Raw genomic sequence first — 18,838 nt, forward strand, 5'->3', positions numbered from 1 at the left:
CCTTCAGTCAGCTTGCCCCCATGATCCTTGCCAAATCCCTTCAGTGCGCTGAGACATCCAGCGCGCTCTGCATCCGCTTCTGCAATTGGCTCAGGCTGCTTTTTGCTTGGTGCTGGACGACCTCCATCTGTGCGACCACATGTAGGAATTCGCGAGGCTCTACGCTGCCGGAGCGCAGGTCGGTCATATTGTCGGTCATCCGCGGACCATTGATGATCAGTTGAAGATTGGCGGTGAGCTTGCTGTCGGCTTCCCGCTGAGAGGCATATGCAGCGGAATAACGGTACATCCGTTTGCTGTCGATCCAGCTCGCCGACTGATTGGCGACAGCTACATCCCAGGCTTCGTGGCGCAATGTCGGCCAACGGAGATTGAGGTTGAAGTCGTCCACCTGACTCAGGATGTGTTGCTGTATGTCCTTATTGGACACATTGGATTTCAAGTCCTGTTCCAGCGTATTGCGGATTCGGGTCAAGCTATCCACCTGATGCGTGTCTACCGCGAGAGCCTCGCTGACCTCGGCCAGGTTGGTGCGGATCTCAGCGTCGATCTGCTCGCTGGCCGCTTCGGCCGCATGTTGATGATGGACCCGCTCGATCCAGGCCTCGAGCCCCAGGGCGGTAAGGATACTGAGCACGATCATCAGGTAATGCTTGAGAAAATCCCTGAAGGATTGCAGCGGGGTCTTTGGCAACTCCAAGTGCATGACAGGTGATTCCTTGTGCGATAGGAGTGCAAGCGTAACCAGACTGTGGCCCTCACGGAAGGTACGGAAGGCATCGCTTCGCGCGGTCCGGGTGGCGCACGTTCTGAGGGGTATGCCATGCTCCCGCGATGGGCCGCGATGCTCTGAAAGGAAACCTATGCTCGGCAAGGTCAATGAGGTCAGGGGACTCGACTTTGGAAGGATCGAAACACTGGTCCTGGCTGGAGGAGGCAACCGGTGCTGGTGGCAAGCAGGGGCGTTACAGCATCTGCTGGAACATCGACCGCGTCTGCCACGACAGCTGATCGGTACAAGCGCCGGTGCAGGCATTGCCGCCTCGTTCCTGGCACAAAGTACCGACACTGCGCTGCGGGCTTGCCTGGAGCTGTTTGCAGGCAATCCAAGGATTTTCGACTGGTCGGCCTTGCCCAGGCTCAAACTGAAGTTTGCGCATCAGCAGATCTATCCCGCCTGGATCGAGGCATTCCTGAATTCGGCCACGTTCAGCACGCTGCGCCATGCCTCATCGCAGCTTACCGTAGGGCTCTCGCGACCGGCGAAATACCTCGGCACGGGGGCATCGGTAGCCATGGGCACGCTGGCTTATCTCGTCGACAAGTACTGGTGGAACAGCATCCACCCGCGGCTCCCTGGATTATTAGGGCTTAGGCAGGATTTCATGCTGCTGAACGACTGCACTTCAGTCGAAGCGGCCCAGGCGATTCTCATTGCGGCAGCTTCAGCGCCGCCCATCATGGCTGCCCGCAAAGTGGGAGGACAACAAGCCTTTGATGGCGGCTATACCGATAACGCGCCGATTCCGCCCCAGTCGGATCAGCAACGATCGCAGACCTTGGTGATGCTTACGCGCCACTATCCGAAACTTCCCCAGCTATTTACCTGGCTGGGGCGGACGTATTGGCAACCGAGTCAACGCATTCCCGTTTCAACCTGGGACTGCACCGCCAAAGCCACGGTGCGGGAAGCGTATGAATTGGGCCTGCAGGATTCGGTGCGGGTGTTGGGCACGGGATTGATTCGCTAGCCGGCGAACTTGATCACCACGACGAAAAGCCCGGCGCATAGGGAAAAGTAAGCGACTCATAGTATTGGAGCGACTGCGGTGGCGAGGCATAGGCCGGCGGCAGCGGCAGGCCGGAGATGCTCTGGAAGTACCCGATGCTCGCATCTCGCCACCATTGCGCTTCTTTCTCCTGGATGGTGAGAAACGCGGCGGTTTGCTCATAACGCTGCTCGTCGATATAGCCGTGCAAGCCAAGCCAGGTTTGGCGCATCCGCTTCACGTCATCCACGCCCTGCGTATAGTGCGCCACCAGTTCGTACCACAGCGTGTGGCCGGAACGCATGCGGTAATCCCAGCCGATGTGGTGGAAATAGAGCAGGTACTGCTCGGGAGTTTGTTTCAGGTCATTGAACTGGGCCGCGAGAGGCGCGGCGTATTGATCCACCGCGTCGCTGCCGCTGCGGCTGCGGTCGAAGCCGATGCCTTGCCGATTCGCTCGGTGGTAGTAAACCGGTCGCCAATCGGCACTCGACTCACTGGCATCCCAGGGCGCGGGGCCGTAGTGATGGCCTGGTCCCATCAAATGCAACAGCCCAAGCGGGGTCATGTAGTCGACCGCTGCTTCGCGCGACCCCATCATCATTTCGACCACGGGTTTGACGAAGGCCTGGTCGTTGCTGAAGGTCATGCGCACCCATTCCTCGGCGATGGCGCGTGACGACAACGATGGATTCCAGGCAAGCCGGCCGAACACGTACCAATTGGCCTGGTTGAAATCCGAGCCGCACCAGTCGCGATCGGTGCCGATATTGGCGACGCCGGCCATGCCCGTGAGCGCGTGGCCGTCCAGCGAACCGTCGATAACCTTGGCGACCATGGAACCTTTGCCGTGCGCCATGGTGTCGGCCGACAGCACTTCCTCGAACAAGGGGCCGAGATAGACCAGGTGCGTCGCGAAGCCGAGATATTCCTTGGTGATCTCGAACTCCGTCATCAGCGGCGTCTTGGGCATGGCGCCGAACAGCGGATGGAACGGCTCGCGCGGCTGGAAATCGACCGGGCCATTCTTGACCTGCACCAGCACGTTGGCGCGAAAGCGTCCGTCGAGCGGCTTGAACTCGTCATATGCCTGTTTGGCGCGATCTTCGGGGTTCGACGCCGAATAGACGAAGGCCCGCCACATCACTATGCCGCCATGTGGCGCGAGCGCATTGGCCAGCATGTTGGCGCCATCGGCGTGGCTGCGTTGGTAGTCCTCCGGCCCGGGCTGGCCTTCGGAATTGGCCTTGACCAGAAAGCCGCCAAAGTCCGGAATGAGCTTGTAGATCTCGTCCGCCTTCGCTTGCCACCAGGCTTGCACTTGAGGATCGAGTGGATCGGCCGTTTTCAGGCCGCCGATTTCGATCGGCGAGCTAAATCGGATGCTGAGATACACACGGATGCCGTAAGGGCGGAACACATCCGCCAGCGCGGCCACCTTTTGCAGGTACGTGGACGTGAGGATCGTGGCGCCCGCGTTGACGTTGTCGAGTACGGTGCCATTGATGCCGATCGACGCATTGGCCCGCGCATAGTCGGTGTAGCGTGGTGCGCGCCAATCCGGCAGCTTCCACCAGTCCCAGATCGAGGCACCGGCATAGCCGCGTTCGACCTGGCCGTTGAGATAGTCCCAGTGATTGAGCACGCGCAGCTTCACGCGCGGCGTTTCGTGCAGGTCAAGATGGTCGATGGCTTGTCCGGTCTCAAGCAGGCGCAGGAAGTGGAAAGCGCCGTACAGCGCGCCCATGTCTTCTTGAGCGACGATGGCGGTTGCGGCATGACCATCCACGACCACGTTGCGAATCACATAGCCGTCATGGCCCAGGTGCTGGGTGTCCAGATGAAGCTGTGCGATCAGCGCCGATGATCTGGGTGTTCCGACGATGATCGCGTTATCACGGGTCACGCTATCAGACAGTGGCACATCGCGGCCGAGCAAACCTTGGAGCCCGCGCAGCAATTCGCCGCGAGTAACGCTTTGTGTGGGGGTCGAGGAGCCCGCAATCAGCTCGGTAGCGCGATTCTTGTAGAACTTCGCCTGCTCCGGCGCGAGCAGGCGATAGCGCAGCCATAGATCGTAGCCGTCTTCGGCACGCAACGGCGCCGCGCCCAGCAGCATCGCCAGCACTAGAAGGAGCGTCGCCCCACTGCGCAAGGAGGGGATCATGTCTGCGGCATGCTTTCGAACAGATCGCTTTGTGCCATGAAACTGTCCTGATCTACGAAGCCGGACAACCCTACACCGACCAGGCGATAGCGGCTGTCGGCGGAACGTTGGACCCGTTCCCGCAAGGCACAGGCCGCGTCTGCCAGTTCGCCGGCCGAGTGCGGCTGTACGGACGGCGTAAGGCTACGCGTAAGCGTGTGAAAGTCCGCCGTCTTGAGCTTCAGCACGATGGTGCGGGCAATACGGCCGCGCTGCACTTCCCGTTGGTGCGCAGACCAGGTTTTCTCGGCCAGGCGGCGGATGTGCGGCTCCAGCTCGTCGAGCGTAAGGTCGTGCTCGAAGGTGTCTTCGGAGGATACTTGCATGCTGAGCTGGTTCGGCTGTACCGCATGATCGTCGATACCCATGGCAAGCTCATGCAGGCGGCGGCCCCAACGGCCGAAGCGCAGTTCCAGTTCCGCCAACGACAACGCGCGTAGTTCGCCAACGGCTGCAATGCCCAGGACTGCCAGCTTTGCCTCCATCACCTTGCCCACGCCAGGCAGACGGTTCACGGGTAGGGGCACGAGAAAATCCAGCACCTGGTGCGGGCGGATCACGAACAGGCCATCCGGCTTGTTCCAGTCCGAGGCGATCTTGGCCAGAAATTTGTTCGGCGCCACCCCGGCCGAAGCCGTGAGCTGGGTTTCCTCGCGAATGGCGGCGCGAATGGCCTCGGCCGTGGCCGTGGCGGAGGGCAGGCCGGTCTTGGTCGTGGTCACGTCGAGGTAGGCTTCGTCCAGCGACAGCGGTTCGATCAGGTCGGTATGCCGGGCGAAGATTTCACGCACATGGCGCGAAACTGCCTTGTAGCGCACGAAATCCGGAGGCACGAAGACCGCTTGCGGGCAAAGCCGCTCGGCGCGTACGGCGGGCATCGCGGAACGTACGCCGAATTTGCGTGCTTCGTAACTTGCTGCGCAGACCACCGAGCGTGCACCGCGCCAGGCGACCACGACCGGCTTGCCGCGCAGGGTGGGATCGTCACGTTGTTCCACGGACGCGTAGAACGCATCCATGTCGACGTGAATGATCTTGCGTGACGCGTTGGGCACGGGGGGGCTGCACAGCTAGGCGACAGCGGGATTCTAGGGGAGTGCGTAGGCTGGGATGAAATCCCAGTTTTCGTGCGGGTGGCGATGTTGGGATTTCATCCCAACCTACGGGCTTCGTGCCCAAGCTGCCGCAACTGCTCCAACAGCAAGTGCGCGAACCGCTCCGTGGCATCCGGCCTGTCCGCCAGGAACAGCGACGGCTCGATCAGCTCCAATTCCATGGTCAGGAACTGTCCGTTCGCCACCACCCCATCGACGCGGGCGTAGAGCGGTTGCTGATGGCCCAGTGCGCCAACCGCCGCCAGGATCTTGCCACCGGCATTCAGCATGGCCTGGTCCGGCATGGCTGGCGTGATGCTCCCGCCATGCTCCACCTGTACGCGGTAGTCGCCTGACATAGGGCGTTTGAGCACGGCATGGCTAAATTCGCCGCCAAAATACAGCAGCGACCATTCGCCGTTGCTGGCGATCTCGGGTACGAAGGGCTGCACAAGGTAATCGAGCCGCTGTGGCAGCTGCGCAAGCGCCTGTTCGAAATCCGCGCTTCCGATCCTGCCGCGCACGGTATGCCACGCTCCGCCGCTCACCGTGGGCTTGATCACTATTTCGCGGGCATCCATCGCCGACAGCATTTCGTGCAACGCAACTCCGCTGGCCGCGCGGGTCGGAATGATCGGCACACCTTGCCGTTGGAGATCAAGCAGATAGTGCTTGTCACTGTTCCAGCGCAGCATGCCCGTGTCGTTGATGACCGTTATACCAAGCCGATCCAGCGTATGCGTCCAGGCGAGGAACGCCGGATAGTGCTCGTAATAATCCCAGATGGTGCGAACCAGCACGGCATCGTATGCCGTCCAGTCGAGTTCGGGATCGTTCCAGACACATACCGTGGATTTCATGCCAACCCGCTCCAGCATGGTGGCGAGATGGAGGTCGTCCTCGTGCAGGGACGAATACTGCCGGGACGAAGCAATGGCAAGGCGAAACGGCTGGGTAGGCATGTGTACACCTCCAAATCAATGGGGTGGGCGCCCTTGAAGCAGGTTGGTCGGTAGACCGAGCGTGGCGGACCATAGCCCGTCGCAGCCCCCCCTCGGGGACCGATGCGCCAGTGGAACGGTCATGGCGCGATTACCCGAGTATTGGAGGCCGCTTCGGGTATGTCAATGAAACATCTAGGGCAAAAGTCACCCCGGACATCAGGTATCGACTCGGGTTAATGTCAGCGGATATGACCGACGAAACCTCCTCATCCTCTACCTACCTGCGCCGGCTCGGTGTCTGGAGCGGCGCAGCCATCGTGATCGGCGGCGTGATCGGCAGCGGCATTTTTCGTACGCCGGCTACCGTGGCTGAGCGCACGGCGTCAGGCTTGCCACTGCTCGCGCTATGGGCACTTGGCGGCCTACTCACGCTGGCTGGGGTGCTGTGTTACGCCGAGCTGGGTGCGCGCCGTCCACAGGCGGGCGGCATCTATCTTTATTTGCGCGAAGCGTTCGGCGCGCTGCCGGCCTTTCTGTTCGGTTGGACCATGGCGCTAATCAACTATCCAGGCAGCGTGGCGGCGGTGGCAGTCACCTTTGCCGACTACACGTGCCGGGCCATGAGCCTGCCGGCCTTGTGGGTGAAGCCAGTGGCAGTGGGCGCGATTTTCTTCATCGTTGGTGTCAACTTGTTCGGTATTCGCGCCGGGGCGTTGTTGGTAAACGTGTTCACACTGCTGAAGCTGGCGGCGATCGCCATGCTGCTGATAGTGGGCCTGGTGCTGGCCCATGGGCATTTTGGCGGTGTGCTGGCCATCGACGCCACCCATCAGGTTTCCGGCGGAGCGTGGATCGGCGCCCTGTTGCCGGTGTTGTTCACCTATGGCGGCTTTCACTACCTAAATGACATGGCGGGCGAAGTGCGTGATCCGCAACGCAACTTGCCGCGAGCGCTTACTTTGGGACTGGTCGGCGTGGCACTGTGCTATGTGCTGGCAAACCTGGCTTACCTGGTTGGCTTGGGCCACGCGGGATTGGCGGCGAGCAAAGCGCCTGCCGCGGATCTGATGAGCAGCATCTTTGGCCCGCGTGGTGCCACCATCATGGCGATCGGCATCGCCTGTTCCACATTTGGTTACTGCAGCATCGCCGTAGCCGGCGGAGCGCGAGTACTGCAGACCATGGGCGCGGATGGCTTTTTCTTTCGCGCGGTGGGGCAAATCGACACGCGCTGGCGCTCACCGCAAGTCGGCCTGGCCGTATTGGGCATATGGGCCATCGTGTTGATCATCACCGGCACGTTCGATCAATTGGTCAACTTCACCACGGTAGGCGAGTGGCTGGGACATGCCTTTGGCATCGCCACCCTGTTCTGGTATCGACGCCAATTCGGGGCAAAGAGCTCGCCGTTTCGCGTGCCGCTGTATCCCATTCTCCCGTTCGTGTTCGTATGCACCGTGCTGGGCGTGATCATTGCCACGGTGATCGATACCCCGCGTGATGCCGGCATGAGCCTGGTGATCATTGCGCTTGGCGTGCCGGTGTATGCGATATGGCGTCGGTGGCCAAGGCAGCAGGCGGGCGCGTAGTGTGTAGGCTGGAATGGCAATCCCAGCATTTTCACGCCGCTTAAAGCTGGGATTGGCATCCCAGCCTACGCCGCCGGGCCCTCTCCCCGAGGGGGAGAGGGCCGCAGATTTGCATCAATAGCGGTAGTGATCCGGCTTGTACGGCCCTTCCACCGGCACGCCGATGTACGCGGCCTGTTCCGGCGTCAGCTTGGTCAGCTTCACACCGATCTGCTCCAAGTGCAGGCGTGCCACTTCCTCATCCAACTGCTTGGGCAGGCGGTAGACGGTCTTCTCGTACTTGTCCTTGTTTGCCCACAGGTCGATCTGTGCCAGCGTCTGGTTGCTGAAGCTGTTGGACATCACAAAGCTCGGATGGCCGTGCGCGCAGCCCAGGTTCACCAGACGGCCTTCAGCCAACATGTAGATGCTGTGGCTGCCGCTCTTGGACGACGTGCCGCCGAAGGTATAACGGTCCACCTGCGGCTTGATGTTCTCGCGCGTCACGTCCTTGGCCGCGTTCAGGCGATCCATCTGGATCTCGTTGTCGAAGTGGCCGATGTTGCACACCAGGGCGTTGTTCTTCATCGCCGACATGTGTTCCAGCGTGATGATGTCCTTGTTGCCGGTGGTGGTGACGTAGATGTCGCCGATGCCGAGCGTGTCTTCCACGGTGGTGACCTGGAAGCCTTCCATCGCCGCCTGCAGGGCGTTGATCGGGTCGATCTCAGTGACGATCACGCGCGCGCCGAAACCCTTGAGCGAATGCGCGCAGCCCTTGCCGACATCACCATAGCCGCACACCACCGCCACCTTGCCGGCCACCATCAGGTCGGTGGCGCGCTTGATACCGTCGGCCAGCGATTCACGGCAGCCGTACAGGTTGTCGAACTTGCTCTTGGTGACCGAGTCGTTTACGTTGATCGCCGGCACCAGCAGCTTGCCGGCTTCCATCATTTGATACAGGCGGTGCACGCCGGTGGTGGTTTCTTCGGAAACACCCTTCCATTCGGCGGCGACCTTCTTCCAGAAGCCCGGACGCTCCTTCGCAGTGCGCTTGAGCAGATCCTTGATGACCTGTTCTTCATGGTTGCCGCTGGGCGTGTTGACCCAGTTGTCACCGTTTTCCATGTCCACGCCCTTGTGGATCAGCAACGTGGCGTCGCCGCCGTCGTCGACGATCAGCTCAGGGCCCTTCATGCCGGGGTGGGTGAGCATGTCCAGCGTGCAATCCCAGTATTCCTCCAGAGTTTCGCCTTTCCAGGCGAACACGGGGATGCCTGCGGCAGCCACGGCGGCGGCGCAGTCGTCTTGGGTGGAGAAGATGTTGCACGAGGCCCAGCGCACCGAGGCGCCTAGGGCGCTCAGCGTCTCGATCAGCACTGCGGTTTCCTTGGTCATGTGCAGCGAGCCGGACAGGCGCACGCCCTGCAGCGGCTTGGTGGCCGAGTAACGGGCGCGGATGGCCATCAGGCCGGGCATTTCCTCCTCGGCCATGCGAATGCGGCGGCGGCCGAGGTCGGCCAGCGAGATATCGCGGACCTTGTAATCGTGGGTGGTGGAATCGTTGGTGACAGCATTCATTGAGGGATGTCTCCGAGTCTCATGGGGAAAACCCGGCCCGGGAGGCCAGGCCGACGCGGTATCGCGTCATGAGCGCCGTTGCATTCGAGGCATCCACCGAGCCTGGCCGTAGACTTGCCCACGGTCGCAGCGCCCCTCGGCGAAGATCTCCATTCTAGCCAGAGATGTGGGCTTATGACGAATCGATTGCTGCGCTGCCGTATAAATTCGGTAGGCTAGGGGTTCGACCCCACGGAGGCCCCCATGGAAGCCAGTCGCGACCCGGAATTCCTGCCCCACGACGGCCCGCTGCGCGAAGACGTGCACCGGCTCGGCGCGATGGTGGGGCGCATGCTGGCCGAGCAAGGTGGCGAGGGCTTCTTGCAGCGTGTCGAGCAGGTCCGCACGACCGCCATTCGGCGCCGGCGAGAAGGCCGCGCGGTGGACGACCTGGCTGAATCACTAGCCGGGCTGGGCGCTGGGGAAGCCGAGGCGCTGGCGCGCGCGTTTGCCACCTACTTCCAGGAGGTGAACACAGCCGAACGTGTACACCGGATCCGCCGCCGCCGTGACTATCAGCGCGAGGGCGGACCGGTTCAACCGGAGTCGCTGCTCGATGTCTTGCAGCGATTGAAGGCCGAAGGCGTCGATGCCGACGAACTCCTGCAATGGCTGTACAAGCTGAAAGTGGAACCGGTGTTCACCGCCCACCCGACCGAGGCGATGCGGCGCTCCCTGCTCGAAAAGGAGCAGGCGGTCGTACGCGCCCTGGTCGACAACTTCGATCCCACCCGTACCCCACAGGAGCGCAAGGAAGATGACGACCGCATCTTCATGGCGCTGTCCGCGGGCTGGCAGACCGCCGAAGCCTCGCCGATCCGGCCCAGCGTGCAGGATGAGCATCATCATGTTGGCTTCTATCTTGCCAACCCGATCTACCGCATCGTGCCGGCGTTCTACGAGTTGCTCGCCGATGGCCTGCAGGAGGTATATGGCGTGGCCGTGCCTTTGCCGCGCCTGTTGAATTTTGCGACCTGGGTGGGCGGCGACATGGACGGCAACCCGAACGTCGGCGCCGACACGATTGCCAACAGCCTGGCCACTCAACGCGCGCACGTGCTGGAGCATTACATGGCCGACGTCGATGCACTGGCGCGCCTGCTCAGCCAGACGGTCGACCGCGTGGCGTTCGATGCCTCGCTGCTCAAGCGCTTGGCCGACTATCGCGAACAGTTTCCGCGTGCAGCCGCAACGATCCGTCCGCGCCACACCGACATGCCGTATCGCTGCCTGCTGACGCTGATTCGCGCGAGGCTCGAAGCCACACTCGAGGATGGGCATGCGGAGGGCTATCACTGCGCCGACGAGCTGATCGACGACCTGTTGCTGATCGTGCACGGCCTGATCGATCATCGGGGCCTCCACGCAGGCGCGTACGCGGTGCGCCGTCTGATCTGGCGTGTACGTACTTTCGGCTTCCACCTTGCGCGCCTGGACGTACGGCAGGATTCGCGCGTGCATGACGATGCGCTTGCCGCGCTGCTGCGCGACGAAACCTGGACGCAGCGTGCGCCGGCCGAACGCATCGCCGCGCTGCGTCCTTACGCCAGCGGCGAACGAACGCTGGAAAAAGCCGAGGATGCGCAAGCCGAATCGTTGCGCGCCGTATTTGCCACTTTGTATGAATCCCGCCGGCGTTATGGCCAAGATGCCATCGGCTTGTACATCATCAGCATGGCGCGTTCGGCGGCCGACGTGCTGGCGGTGCTGGCTCTGGCGAGGCATGGGGGCCTGAGCAGCGAAACGCATGTCCCGCTCGACATCGCACCGTTGTTCGAAACCGTCGACGACCTGAACAACGCGCCGAATACCCTGCGCGCCTTGCTCGACGATCCCATCTATCGCGACCATCTACGCGCCCGCAATGAATGCCAATGGGTGATGCTCGGCTATTCCGACAGCGGCAAGGACGGCGGCACGCTTGCGTCGCGCTGGGGGCTGCAACGTGCGCAAGTGGAATTGCTGGAAGTGGCGCAACAGGCGGGCATTCGCCTCGCGTTCTTCCACGGCCGCGGCGGCTCGGCCAGCCGGGGTGGCGCACGCATCACGCCGGCACTGATGTCTTCGCCGCGTGGTTCGGTCAACGGCGTGCTGCGCGTGACCGAACAGGGCGAAGTCATCCATCGCAAATACGGCATCCGTGCCTTGGCGCTGCGCAACTTCGAACAAACCGTGGGGGCGGTGCTCAAGGCCAGTGTGCGTCCCCGCGAGGAAGAGGCACGCGAGGTAAACTGGCGCCAGATCATGGCGGTCATGGCCGCCGAAAGCCGGCGTGCCTATCGCGCCTTCGTCGATCGCGAAGGTTTCGTCGACTACTTCCGCGCCGCCACGCCGATCGATGTGATCGAGCAGATGGCGCTCGGCTCGCGTCCATCGCGCCGGCGCAGCATGCGCGGCGTGGAAGACCTGCGGGCGATTCCGTGGGTATTCGCCTGGACGCAATGCCGCTCCATAATTACCGGCTGGTACGGATTGGGCACGGCGCTGGAAGCGGCTGTCGCCAGGCATGGCGAAGCGGCCATGGGAACAATGGCGCGCGACTGGCTGTTCTTCGCTAACGTGCTGGACGACGTGGAGATGGTGCTGGCCAAATGCGACCTGGATATCGCCGAGGCGTTCTCCAAGCTGGCCGGACCGTTGCACGCTACGTTTTTCGGCCTGATTCGCGAGGAATTCGACCGCACCCGCCGGTGGCTGCTAAAGCTGAAGAACAGCGAAGACCTGCTGCGCGATGATCCGCGCTTGTCACTGTCGATCCGCTTGCGAAATCCTTACGTGGATCCGATGAGCTTGTTGCAGGTGGACCTGCTGCAACGCTGGCGTGCGACCGATAGCAGCGATGATCATCTGCTGCGCGCGCTGGTGGCTTGTGTGAACGGTGTTGCGCAGGGTCTGCAGAACACGGGATAAGAGCAAGCAGGTCGGGGTTTACGCCCCAACCAACGCGCGCCTAGCCGTCCAGCTCCGTCCACCGCGCGTACGCGAGGTCCAACTCCGCTTGCGTTTTCGCCAATACCTCATTGGCTTTTTGAATCGCCGCGCTGTCCTGTTGGAAGAACGAAGGATCGTTCATGGCTTCGGCGCGCTTGGCGATTTCGGCTTCCAGTTGTTCGATGCGCGCAGGCAACTGTTCCAGTTCCCTTGCCTCCTTGTAGCCGAGCTTGCGCTTGGGCTTTTCGACGCTCGTCGTAACGGCGGGTGTTCCGGTCTTGGCGGGCGTGGCCGCGGGTGCGGGCATTTCGGTAGCAAGACGATTCACCGGCCTCTGCCGCAACCAATCGCTGTAGCCACCTACGTATTCGCCCACCTGTCCTTCGCCTTCCAAAACCAGTGTGCTGGATACGACGTTGTCGAGGAATTCGCGGTCGTGCGACACCAGCAACAGGGTGCCTTTGTATTCGGTGAGCAGCTCTTCCAGCAGTTCCAGCGTTTCGACGTCGAGGTCGTTGGTGGGTTCGTCCATCACCAGCAGATTGGACGGCTGAGCGAATAGCTTGGCCAGCAGCAGGCGGTTGCGTTCACCGCCCGACAGACGCGTTATCGGCGCGCGGGCACGTTCCGGCGAGAACAGGAAATCCTGCAGATAGCCGATGATGTGTTTGCGCTGGCCGTTGAGCTCGATGTATTCGCGGCCTTCGGCCACATTGTCCAGCGCGTTCAAGGCGTCGTTGAGCTGGGCGCGATGCTGGTCGAAATAGGCAATCTCGAGGCCGGTGCCCAGGCTCGCTTCGCCGCCCAGGGGCTTGAGTTCGCCGAGCAGAATCTTCAACAAGGTACTCTTGCCCGCGCCGTTCGGGCCGATGATGCCAACGCGATCTCCGCGCATGATCGCAGTGCTCAGGTCATCGATCAGCACGCGCCCGGCATACGCCTGATGGACATGATCCAGTTCGATGACCTTCTTGCCGGAGGCCTGCGCATTGGCCAATGCCATCTTTGCGTTGCCACCCAGTTCGCGGCGATCGGCGCGCTCGCGGCGCATTGCTTTCAACGCTCGTACACGGCCTTCATTGCGTGTGCGGCGTGCCTTGATGCCCTGGCGGATCCACACTTCTTCCTGCGCCAGCTTTTTGTCGAACAAGGCATTGGCTTGTGCTTCGGCGTGCAGCCGTTCTTCGCGGCGACGCAGGTAGTTGTCGTAATCGCCCGGCCAGCTGGTGAGCTGCCCTCGATCGATCTCGACGATGCGCGTGGCCAGTGCGCGCAGGAAGCTGCGATCGTGCGTAATGAACACGATGCTGCCCGCGAACTGCTTGAGAAAGCCTTCCAGCCAGCCGATCGCTTCGATGTCCAGGTGATTGGTCGGTTCGTCCAGCAGAAGCACATCCGGTTTGCGCACCAGCGCCTGCGCCAGCAGTACGCGGCGTTTCATGCCGCCGGAAAGCGCGGCAAAATCGGTATCGGCGGGAAGCTCGAGCTTGGTCAGCACGTCGCCGACGCGTCGATCCAGATCCCAGCCGTGTCGGGCCTCGATCTGGTCTTGTACCGCGCCAAGGCCATCCAGGTCGCCTTCGGCAAGCAAGTGGTGATACCGAGCAAGCAGCCGGCCCAGGTCGCCAAGGCCTTCGGCCACCACGTCGAAGACGCTGCCGGCCGTTGCTTGCGGCACCTCTTGCGCCATGCGGGCCACGATCACGCCGCTTTGCACGCGCACTTCACCGTCATCCGGCTGCAGTTCGCCGGCGATCAGTTTCATCAGGGTGGATTTGCCTTCGCCGTTGCGACCGACGATGCACACGCGCTCGCCGCCATCGATCGAAAGGTCGACGTGTTCGAGCAGAAGAGGGCCGCCGATACTGAAGTCGACGCGCTGGAGTTGGATCAGGGACATCCTGCCATTGTACTGGCTCGTTCTTTGCATTCCTCTGTCGGAAGTCGCTGAAAGCTTCGCTTAAAGAAATAAGTGCTAACTGTCGATCTGAACTTCGGGCAGGCGTCACCGCGAGATAACGAAATTTTACGCTGCTGGAGCCGGTAAGATTTACAAAAACATATACTTAGCATGGCTGATTAAAGCTTTTCCTATGGAAATTGCGGTCCCCATGCATTAAGGTTGCGCGACGCGGGGGCAGTACCGCGGTTTGGGAGTGAAAGACCGTGGCGAACATCCAATCCATCCAGCCAATGCTGCTGCTCAACCGGCTGTGGGGCCTGTTTGCGGCGATGCTGTTGCTAGGCCTTGCCGGGTACACCGGGGCGGCGCGTGCAGGTTATGCCGCTATAGTGATCGACCCGGCCACGGGTGAAGTGCTCAGCGCGGTGAACGCGGACGAGCAGAACTACCCGGCCTCGCTGACCAAGATGATGACCCTGTACCTCACCTTCCAGGCGCTGCAGAACGGCAAGCTGAAGGTGGACCAGGATCTGCCGGTGTCGAACTGGGCAGCGTCCCGGGCGCCGACCAAGCTGGGCTTGCGCTCCGGACAGACCGTGTCGGTCAACGATTGCATTCTCGGCATGGTGACCAAGTCGGCCAATGATGCAGCGACCGTGGTCGCTGAGAGCCTGGGCGGAAACGAGGGTCACTTCGCCGAAATGATGACGGCCCAGGCGGCTCTGCTCGGCATGACTTCCACCCATTTCGCCAACGCCCACGGTTTGCCGGACCCGAGCAACACTTCTACAGCGCGCGACATGGTCAAGCTCGCCATGGCGCTATATCGCGACTTCCCGCAGTACACGCACTACTTTGCGACCAAGGAATTCGTGTTCCGAGGCCAGCTGATCCGTGGTCACAACAACCTGATGGACCGCTATCCCGGCATGGATGGCCTGAAGACCGGTTTCACCGATGCTTCGGGCTTCAACCTGGCTTCTACCGCAGTGCACGATGGGCGCCGCCTGTTCGCCGTGGTGCTCGGCGGACGCAGTGCGTCTGCTCGCGACCGCCTGATGGCTCGCCTGCTCGATGATGGTTTCGACAACCAGCCGACGCCCGAAGCACTGGTGGCCCAGGCCGGGGTGCCCAGCACTACCCGCCGTGTGCTGGCAGCGCTGTCCCCGATCGGCACTGCGGAAGCAGACGAAACAGCACCTGCACACCATCGCGCTTCGCGTGGCTGTACGCGGCACAGAGGCAAGACTTGCCCAAGCGTCGCCAAGTCCCACGGCAAGTCCACCACCCGGCTGGCGCATCGCCACAAGGCCAAGAAAGTGGTGCTGGCTTCCTCAAGCGACAAATGAGCCATAACCCGAAGCAAGCCTGACTGGCCAGTTAGGCTGGGGGCGCCCAAACAAAAACCCCGCGGCTGGCCGCGGGGTTTTTGTTTTGCCATGGAAGCGATCGGGCTTACTTGAGCTTGGCGTCTGCACGCAGCTCGTCGGCCTTGTCGGTCTTTTCCCAGGAGAACGCCGTGTAGGTATTGCCGTTGGCGTCCTTCATCTCGTACGGCGAGCGGCCGAAGTGGCCGTAGCTGGCGGTGGCCTGGTACATCGGATGGATCAGGTCGAGCATCTTGATGATGCCGTACGGGCGCAGGTCGAAGTGCTTGCGGATCAGCTTTTCGATCTTGTCGTCGGAGATCTTGCCGGTGCCGAAGGTGGTCACCGAGATCGAGGTCGGCTCGGCCACGCCGATGGCGTAGCTCACCTGCACTTCGCAGCGGTCGGCGATGCCAGCGGCCACGATGTTCTTGGCCACGTAGCGCGCGGCGTAGGCGGCCGAGCGGTCCACCTTCGACGGATCCTTGCCCGAGAACGCGCCGCCGCCGTGACGGGCCCAGCCGCCGTAGGTGTCGACGATGATCTTGCGGCCGGTCAGGCCGCAGTCGCCAACGGGGCCGCCGATCACGAACTTGCCGGTCGGGTTGATGTGGAACTTGGTGCTCTTGTGCAGCAGCTTGGCCGGCAGCACCGGCTTCAGGATGTGCTCGCGCACCGCTTCGACCAGATCCTTCTGCTTCACGCTCGGATCATGCTGGGTGGACAGCACCACGGCGTCGATCGCGGTGGCCACGCCGTCTTCGTAGCGCAGGGTGACCTGGCTCTTGGCATCCGGACGCAACCACGGCAGCGGGGAATTCTTCTTCTTGCGGATCTTGGCCTGCTGTTCCACCAGGCGATGCGAATAGTAGATCGCCGCCGGCATGAAATCCTTGGTTTCATTGGTGGCGTAGCCGAACATCAGGCCCTGGTCGCCAGCGCCTTGTTCTTCCGGCTTCTTGCGGTCCACGCCCTGGTTGATGTCGGGCGACTGCTTGCCGATCAGGTTCAGCACGCCGCAGGTGGCGCCGTCGAAACCGACGTCGCTGGAGTTGTAGCCGATGTCCAGGATCACCTTGCGAGTCAGCGCCTCCAGGTCGATCCAGGCGCTCGTGGTGACTTCGCCAGCAACGATCGCCACGCCGGTCTTCACCATGGTTTCGCAGGCCACGCGGGCGCGCTGGTCCTGGGCCAGGATCGCGTCCAGTACGGCGTCGGAGATCTGGTCGGCGACTTTGTCCGGATGGCCTTCGGAGACCGATTCGGAGGTGAAGAGGTAGTTGCTCATCGCGGCTTATATCCTTCTTTACGGATAAAGAGATGGAAAGGGGAAACTGCGCATGATACACGCACCAGCCCCAGGTTTCACCGTCCAGTCTGGCATATCCGTGTGACGGGTGAGGGCGGGATTCAGGCGCGTGGCCAAGCCTGCAGCCTCAGGATGGCAAGCCCGACTTTCCGTGCTGGAGGCTGGGATTGCCATCCCAGCCCAGAGGGCTGGTAACGAAAGAGGGGCGGCGCAGCCAAAGACCGCAGCTCAATACACCGTGGCCCGCGCCTGTACGAACGCGAAGAAAAACACCGCGTTCGGATCATTGCGCACCGCCTGCATTTCTTTGCGCATGCCTTCCACGGTGGCCGAATCGGTCTTGCCGGTAGCGATGAGCTGTTCGGCGGCGGAAAGCAGCAGTTCCTCCCAGAATTCGATCATCTGCTTGCGGCGCCCTGGCTGGCGGTTGTCCAGATGGACACTCTTCACCTCGGTCTGCACATCACGGTAGCCGCCGGCGAGCAGCAGGTTGCCGAGCTTGGCGCCGATGAACGGATCGCCGCCGCTGTCGTACTGGTGATCGTTGAAGGCCATCCAGTAGCGCAGCAAATTGGGTGAATAGGGATCGAGAAAGAACGAGGAATTCAGCACTTCGGTGACGTACACCACCGCACCGGGCGCGAGTACGCGGCGCACCTCGCTAAGTACGCGCGCGGGGCTGGGTACGTGTTCCAGCACCCAGCACAGATACGCCGCGTCGAAGCTGCGATCGGCGAAGGGCAGATCGGCGGCATCGGCCTGGCGCAAGGCAAAGCGGGATTCGCACCAGGCCTTCGCAGAGAGATTGTGTTCGGCCGCAGCCAGTTGCGCGGCCGAGAGGTCGACGCCGGTAACGTGCAATTCGGGGAAGCGCCGCAGCAGAATTTCCGTCTGCGCACCCACGCCGCAGCCTACTTCCAGCAGGCGTGTCGCACCGCCGTAGTCGATGTGGTTGAACAAGCTGCTTTCGAACATGCGCGCCTGGCGCACGAGGCGCAGCTGCTCATCGCCGGAAAAGCCATGGATGTAGGGAAAGTCACCGGTGGCGATGCTGTTCATGACGAATCGTTGGCCTGAGGAGGGGCATTGGACCGGTTCACGCCGCCTTCGTACGTTACTCCTTCGCCGCGTTTTCGGGGAGTGTATGGCCTTGCTCCCGCGCAGCCGCCGGGTGCACCTGGATGAAATGCAGTACGTCTTCCAGTGTGGGTGCGTCGGCACGGAACGGTCGGGACAAAGCAAAAACCAGCGCGTTGTGCCCCGTACCCGGATACATGCGCAAAGTTACATCCTCACCCTGCGCCGCCAGCGCATGGGCCAGCGACAAGGCATTGGTCGGCTCGACTTCGCGATCGGCACTGCCTTGCAGCAATAGCATGGGCGGCTCTGCTCCATGCACAAAGCGCACCGGCTGCGCGCGGGCTTGCGATGCCGCATCGCGGCCGAACATGCCGAGCATGTCCTGCTCGCTTGCGGGAATGGGTATGAAGTCGTAGCAGCCGGCAAGGCCGATGAAGCCTGCCAGTTGGCTTGGGCGCAAGTCGTACGGCGCCAGCCACGATGCATCCGTAGCGAGCAATGCGCCGATCTGACCGCCGGCCGAGTGTCCCATGACGAAGAGATCGTCCGGCTCGCCGCCCAGCGTGCCGGCGTGATGGTATGTCCATGCCACTGCGCGCGCTGCGTCCTGCATGAAACCATCCATTTTCACCTGCGGATACTTGCGGTAATCGGGAATGACCACCGTTACACCATGCGAGGCCAGCGCGGTGCCTACGAAACGATACCAGGCACGCTCGCCGCGCACCCAGCTGCCGCCGTAGAAGAACACCACGATAGGTCCTTGGGTGGCTGTCGAGGGACGATAGATGTCCAGTTTCAATCCGTGCGCCGGATCGAACACGATACCGCGCTGCGTTGTAATCCCCGTATGCCGGTCGGTGGCGTTCAATCCAGCGAACAGGGTGCCTTCACAGCCGCCAAACAGGAGTGCAACGCTTAGCAGAACGGTGCATCGAAGTGCATGCGAAAGCCAGCGGCGTCGAGGTGAATGGGTCATGGCGCGGTGATCTGAAACGATCCGCCCATGATGCCTGCATGGGGGCGCAAAGGCTTGCGAACCGG

Annotated in this window: 13 protein-coding genes and 1 riboswitch; of the genes, 4 read left to right on the forward strand and 9 right to left on the reverse strand. The window is 62.1% G+C overall.

Annotated elements, in window-relative coordinates; all coding sequences use genetic code 11:
- Positions 1-40 precede the first annotated feature (40 nt).
- Entirely contained in the window at positions 41-643 is a 603-nt protein-coding gene (locus EKH80_RS07845) for a hypothetical protein (protein WP_126684193.1), read from the reverse strand.
- Positions 644-863: 220 nt separating this feature from the next.
- On the opposite strand from EKH80_RS07845, the gene EKH80_RS07850 reads away from it, so the two are divergent.
- Entirely contained in the window at positions 864-1,751 is an 888-nt protein-coding gene (locus tag EKH80_RS07850; protein WP_126684194.1) for a patatin-like phospholipase family protein, read from the forward strand.
- A 13-nt stretch (positions 1,752-1,764) separates the two neighbouring features.
- Here the strand turns inward: EKH80_RS07850 and EKH80_RS07855 are convergent, their stop codons facing one another.
- The 3 genes from EKH80_RS07855 to EKH80_RS07865 all read right to left on the reverse strand — a co-directional run bounded on the left by EKH80_RS07855 (position 1,765) and on the right by EKH80_RS07865 (position 6,031).
- Complete coding sequence (locus EKH80_RS07855) at positions 1,765-3,936, reverse strand: alpha-glucuronidase family glycosyl hydrolase (protein WP_425481137.1); 2,172 nt, start codon at positions 3,934-3,936, stop codon at positions 1,765-1,767.
- Positions 3,933-5,030, reverse strand: a complete 1,098-nt coding sequence (dinB, locus tag EKH80_RS07860) for a DNA polymerase IV (protein WP_268991837.1) — start codon at positions 5,028-5,030, stop codon at positions 3,933-3,935. The genes EKH80_RS07855 and dinB overlap by 4 nt, the downstream gene beginning before the upstream one ends.
- Positions 5,031-5,125: 95 nt before the next feature.
- The gene (locus tag EKH80_RS07865; RefSeq protein ID WP_126684196.1) at positions 5,126-6,031 is read right to left on the reverse strand and encodes an ATP-grasp domain-containing protein; all 906 of its coding nucleotides are present in this window, start codon (positions 6,029-6,031) and stop codon (positions 5,126-5,128) included.
- A gap of 230 nt (positions 6,032-6,261) precedes the next feature.
- Between EKH80_RS07865 and EKH80_RS07870 the strand changes: the two genes are divergently transcribed.
- Positions 6,262-7,602, forward strand: coding sequence for an APC family permease (locus tag EKH80_RS07870; RefSeq protein ID WP_126684197.1), 1,341 nt, complete (start codon positions 6,262-6,264; stop codon positions 7,600-7,602).
- 114 nt (positions 7,603-7,716) lie between these two features.
- Here the strand turns inward: EKH80_RS07870 and ahcY are convergent, their stop codons facing one another.
- A complete protein-coding gene (gene ahcY / locus EKH80_RS07875) occupies positions 7,717-9,165 on the reverse strand; it encodes an adenosylhomocysteinase (protein WP_126684198.1) in 1,449 nt (482 codons plus the stop codon).
- A gap of 63 nt (positions 9,166-9,228) precedes the next feature.
- Positions 9,229-9,309, reverse strand: a riboswitch (S-adenosyl-L-homocysteine riboswitch).
- 99 nt (positions 9,310-9,408) lie between these two features.
- On the opposite strand from ahcY, the gene ppc reads away from it, so the two are divergent.
- Positions 9,409-12,114, forward strand: a complete 2,706-nt coding sequence (gene ppc, locus EKH80_RS07880) for a phosphoenolpyruvate carboxylase (protein WP_126684199.1) — start codon at positions 9,409-9,411, stop codon at positions 12,112-12,114.
- 40 nt (positions 12,115-12,154) lie between these two features.
- On the opposite strand, the gene EKH80_RS07885 is transcribed toward ppc, so the two are convergent.
- Positions 12,155-14,035, reverse strand: coding sequence for an ATP-binding cassette domain-containing protein (locus EKH80_RS07885; RefSeq protein WP_126684200.1), 1,881 nt, complete (start codon positions 14,033-14,035; stop codon positions 12,155-12,157).
- A 266-nt stretch (positions 14,036-14,301) separates the two neighbouring features.
- Here EKH80_RS07885 and EKH80_RS07890 point away from each other — a divergent pair, with 266 nt between their 5' ends.
- Positions 14,302-15,387 carry a D-alanyl-D-alanine carboxypeptidase family protein gene (locus EKH80_RS07890; RefSeq protein ID WP_230473494.1) on the forward strand — a complete coding sequence of 362 codons (1,086 nt, stop codon included), beginning with the start codon at positions 14,302-14,304 and terminating at the stop codon, positions 15,385-15,387.
- Positions 15,388-15,493: 106 nt separating this feature from the next.
- Here the strand turns inward: EKH80_RS07890 and metK are convergent, their stop codons facing one another.
- From metK to EKH80_RS07905, 3 genes are all read right to left on the reverse strand, one after another.
- Positions 15,494-16,693 (reverse strand): methionine adenosyltransferase, encoded by a 1,200-nt coding sequence (gene metK / locus EKH80_RS07895; protein ID WP_126684201.1) that lies wholly within the window; start codon positions 16,691-16,693, stop codon positions 15,494-15,496.
- Positions 16,694-16,942: 249 nt separating this feature from the next.
- Entirely contained in the window at positions 16,943-17,773 is an 831-nt protein-coding gene (locus EKH80_RS07900; RefSeq protein WP_126684202.1) for a class I SAM-dependent methyltransferase, read from the reverse strand.
- Positions 17,774-17,828: 55 nt separating this feature from the next.
- Positions 17,829-18,773 (reverse strand): alpha/beta hydrolase, encoded by a 945-nt coding sequence (locus EKH80_RS07905; protein ID WP_126684203.1) that lies wholly within the window; start codon positions 18,771-18,773, stop codon positions 17,829-17,831.
- Between the last annotated feature and the right edge of the window lie 65 nt (positions 18,774-18,838).

The sequence above is a fragment of the Dyella choica genome, assembly GCF_003977665.1.
Taxonomy (GTDB): domain Bacteria; phylum Pseudomonadota; class Gammaproteobacteria; order Xanthomonadales; family Rhodanobacteraceae; genus Dyella_B; species Dyella_B choica.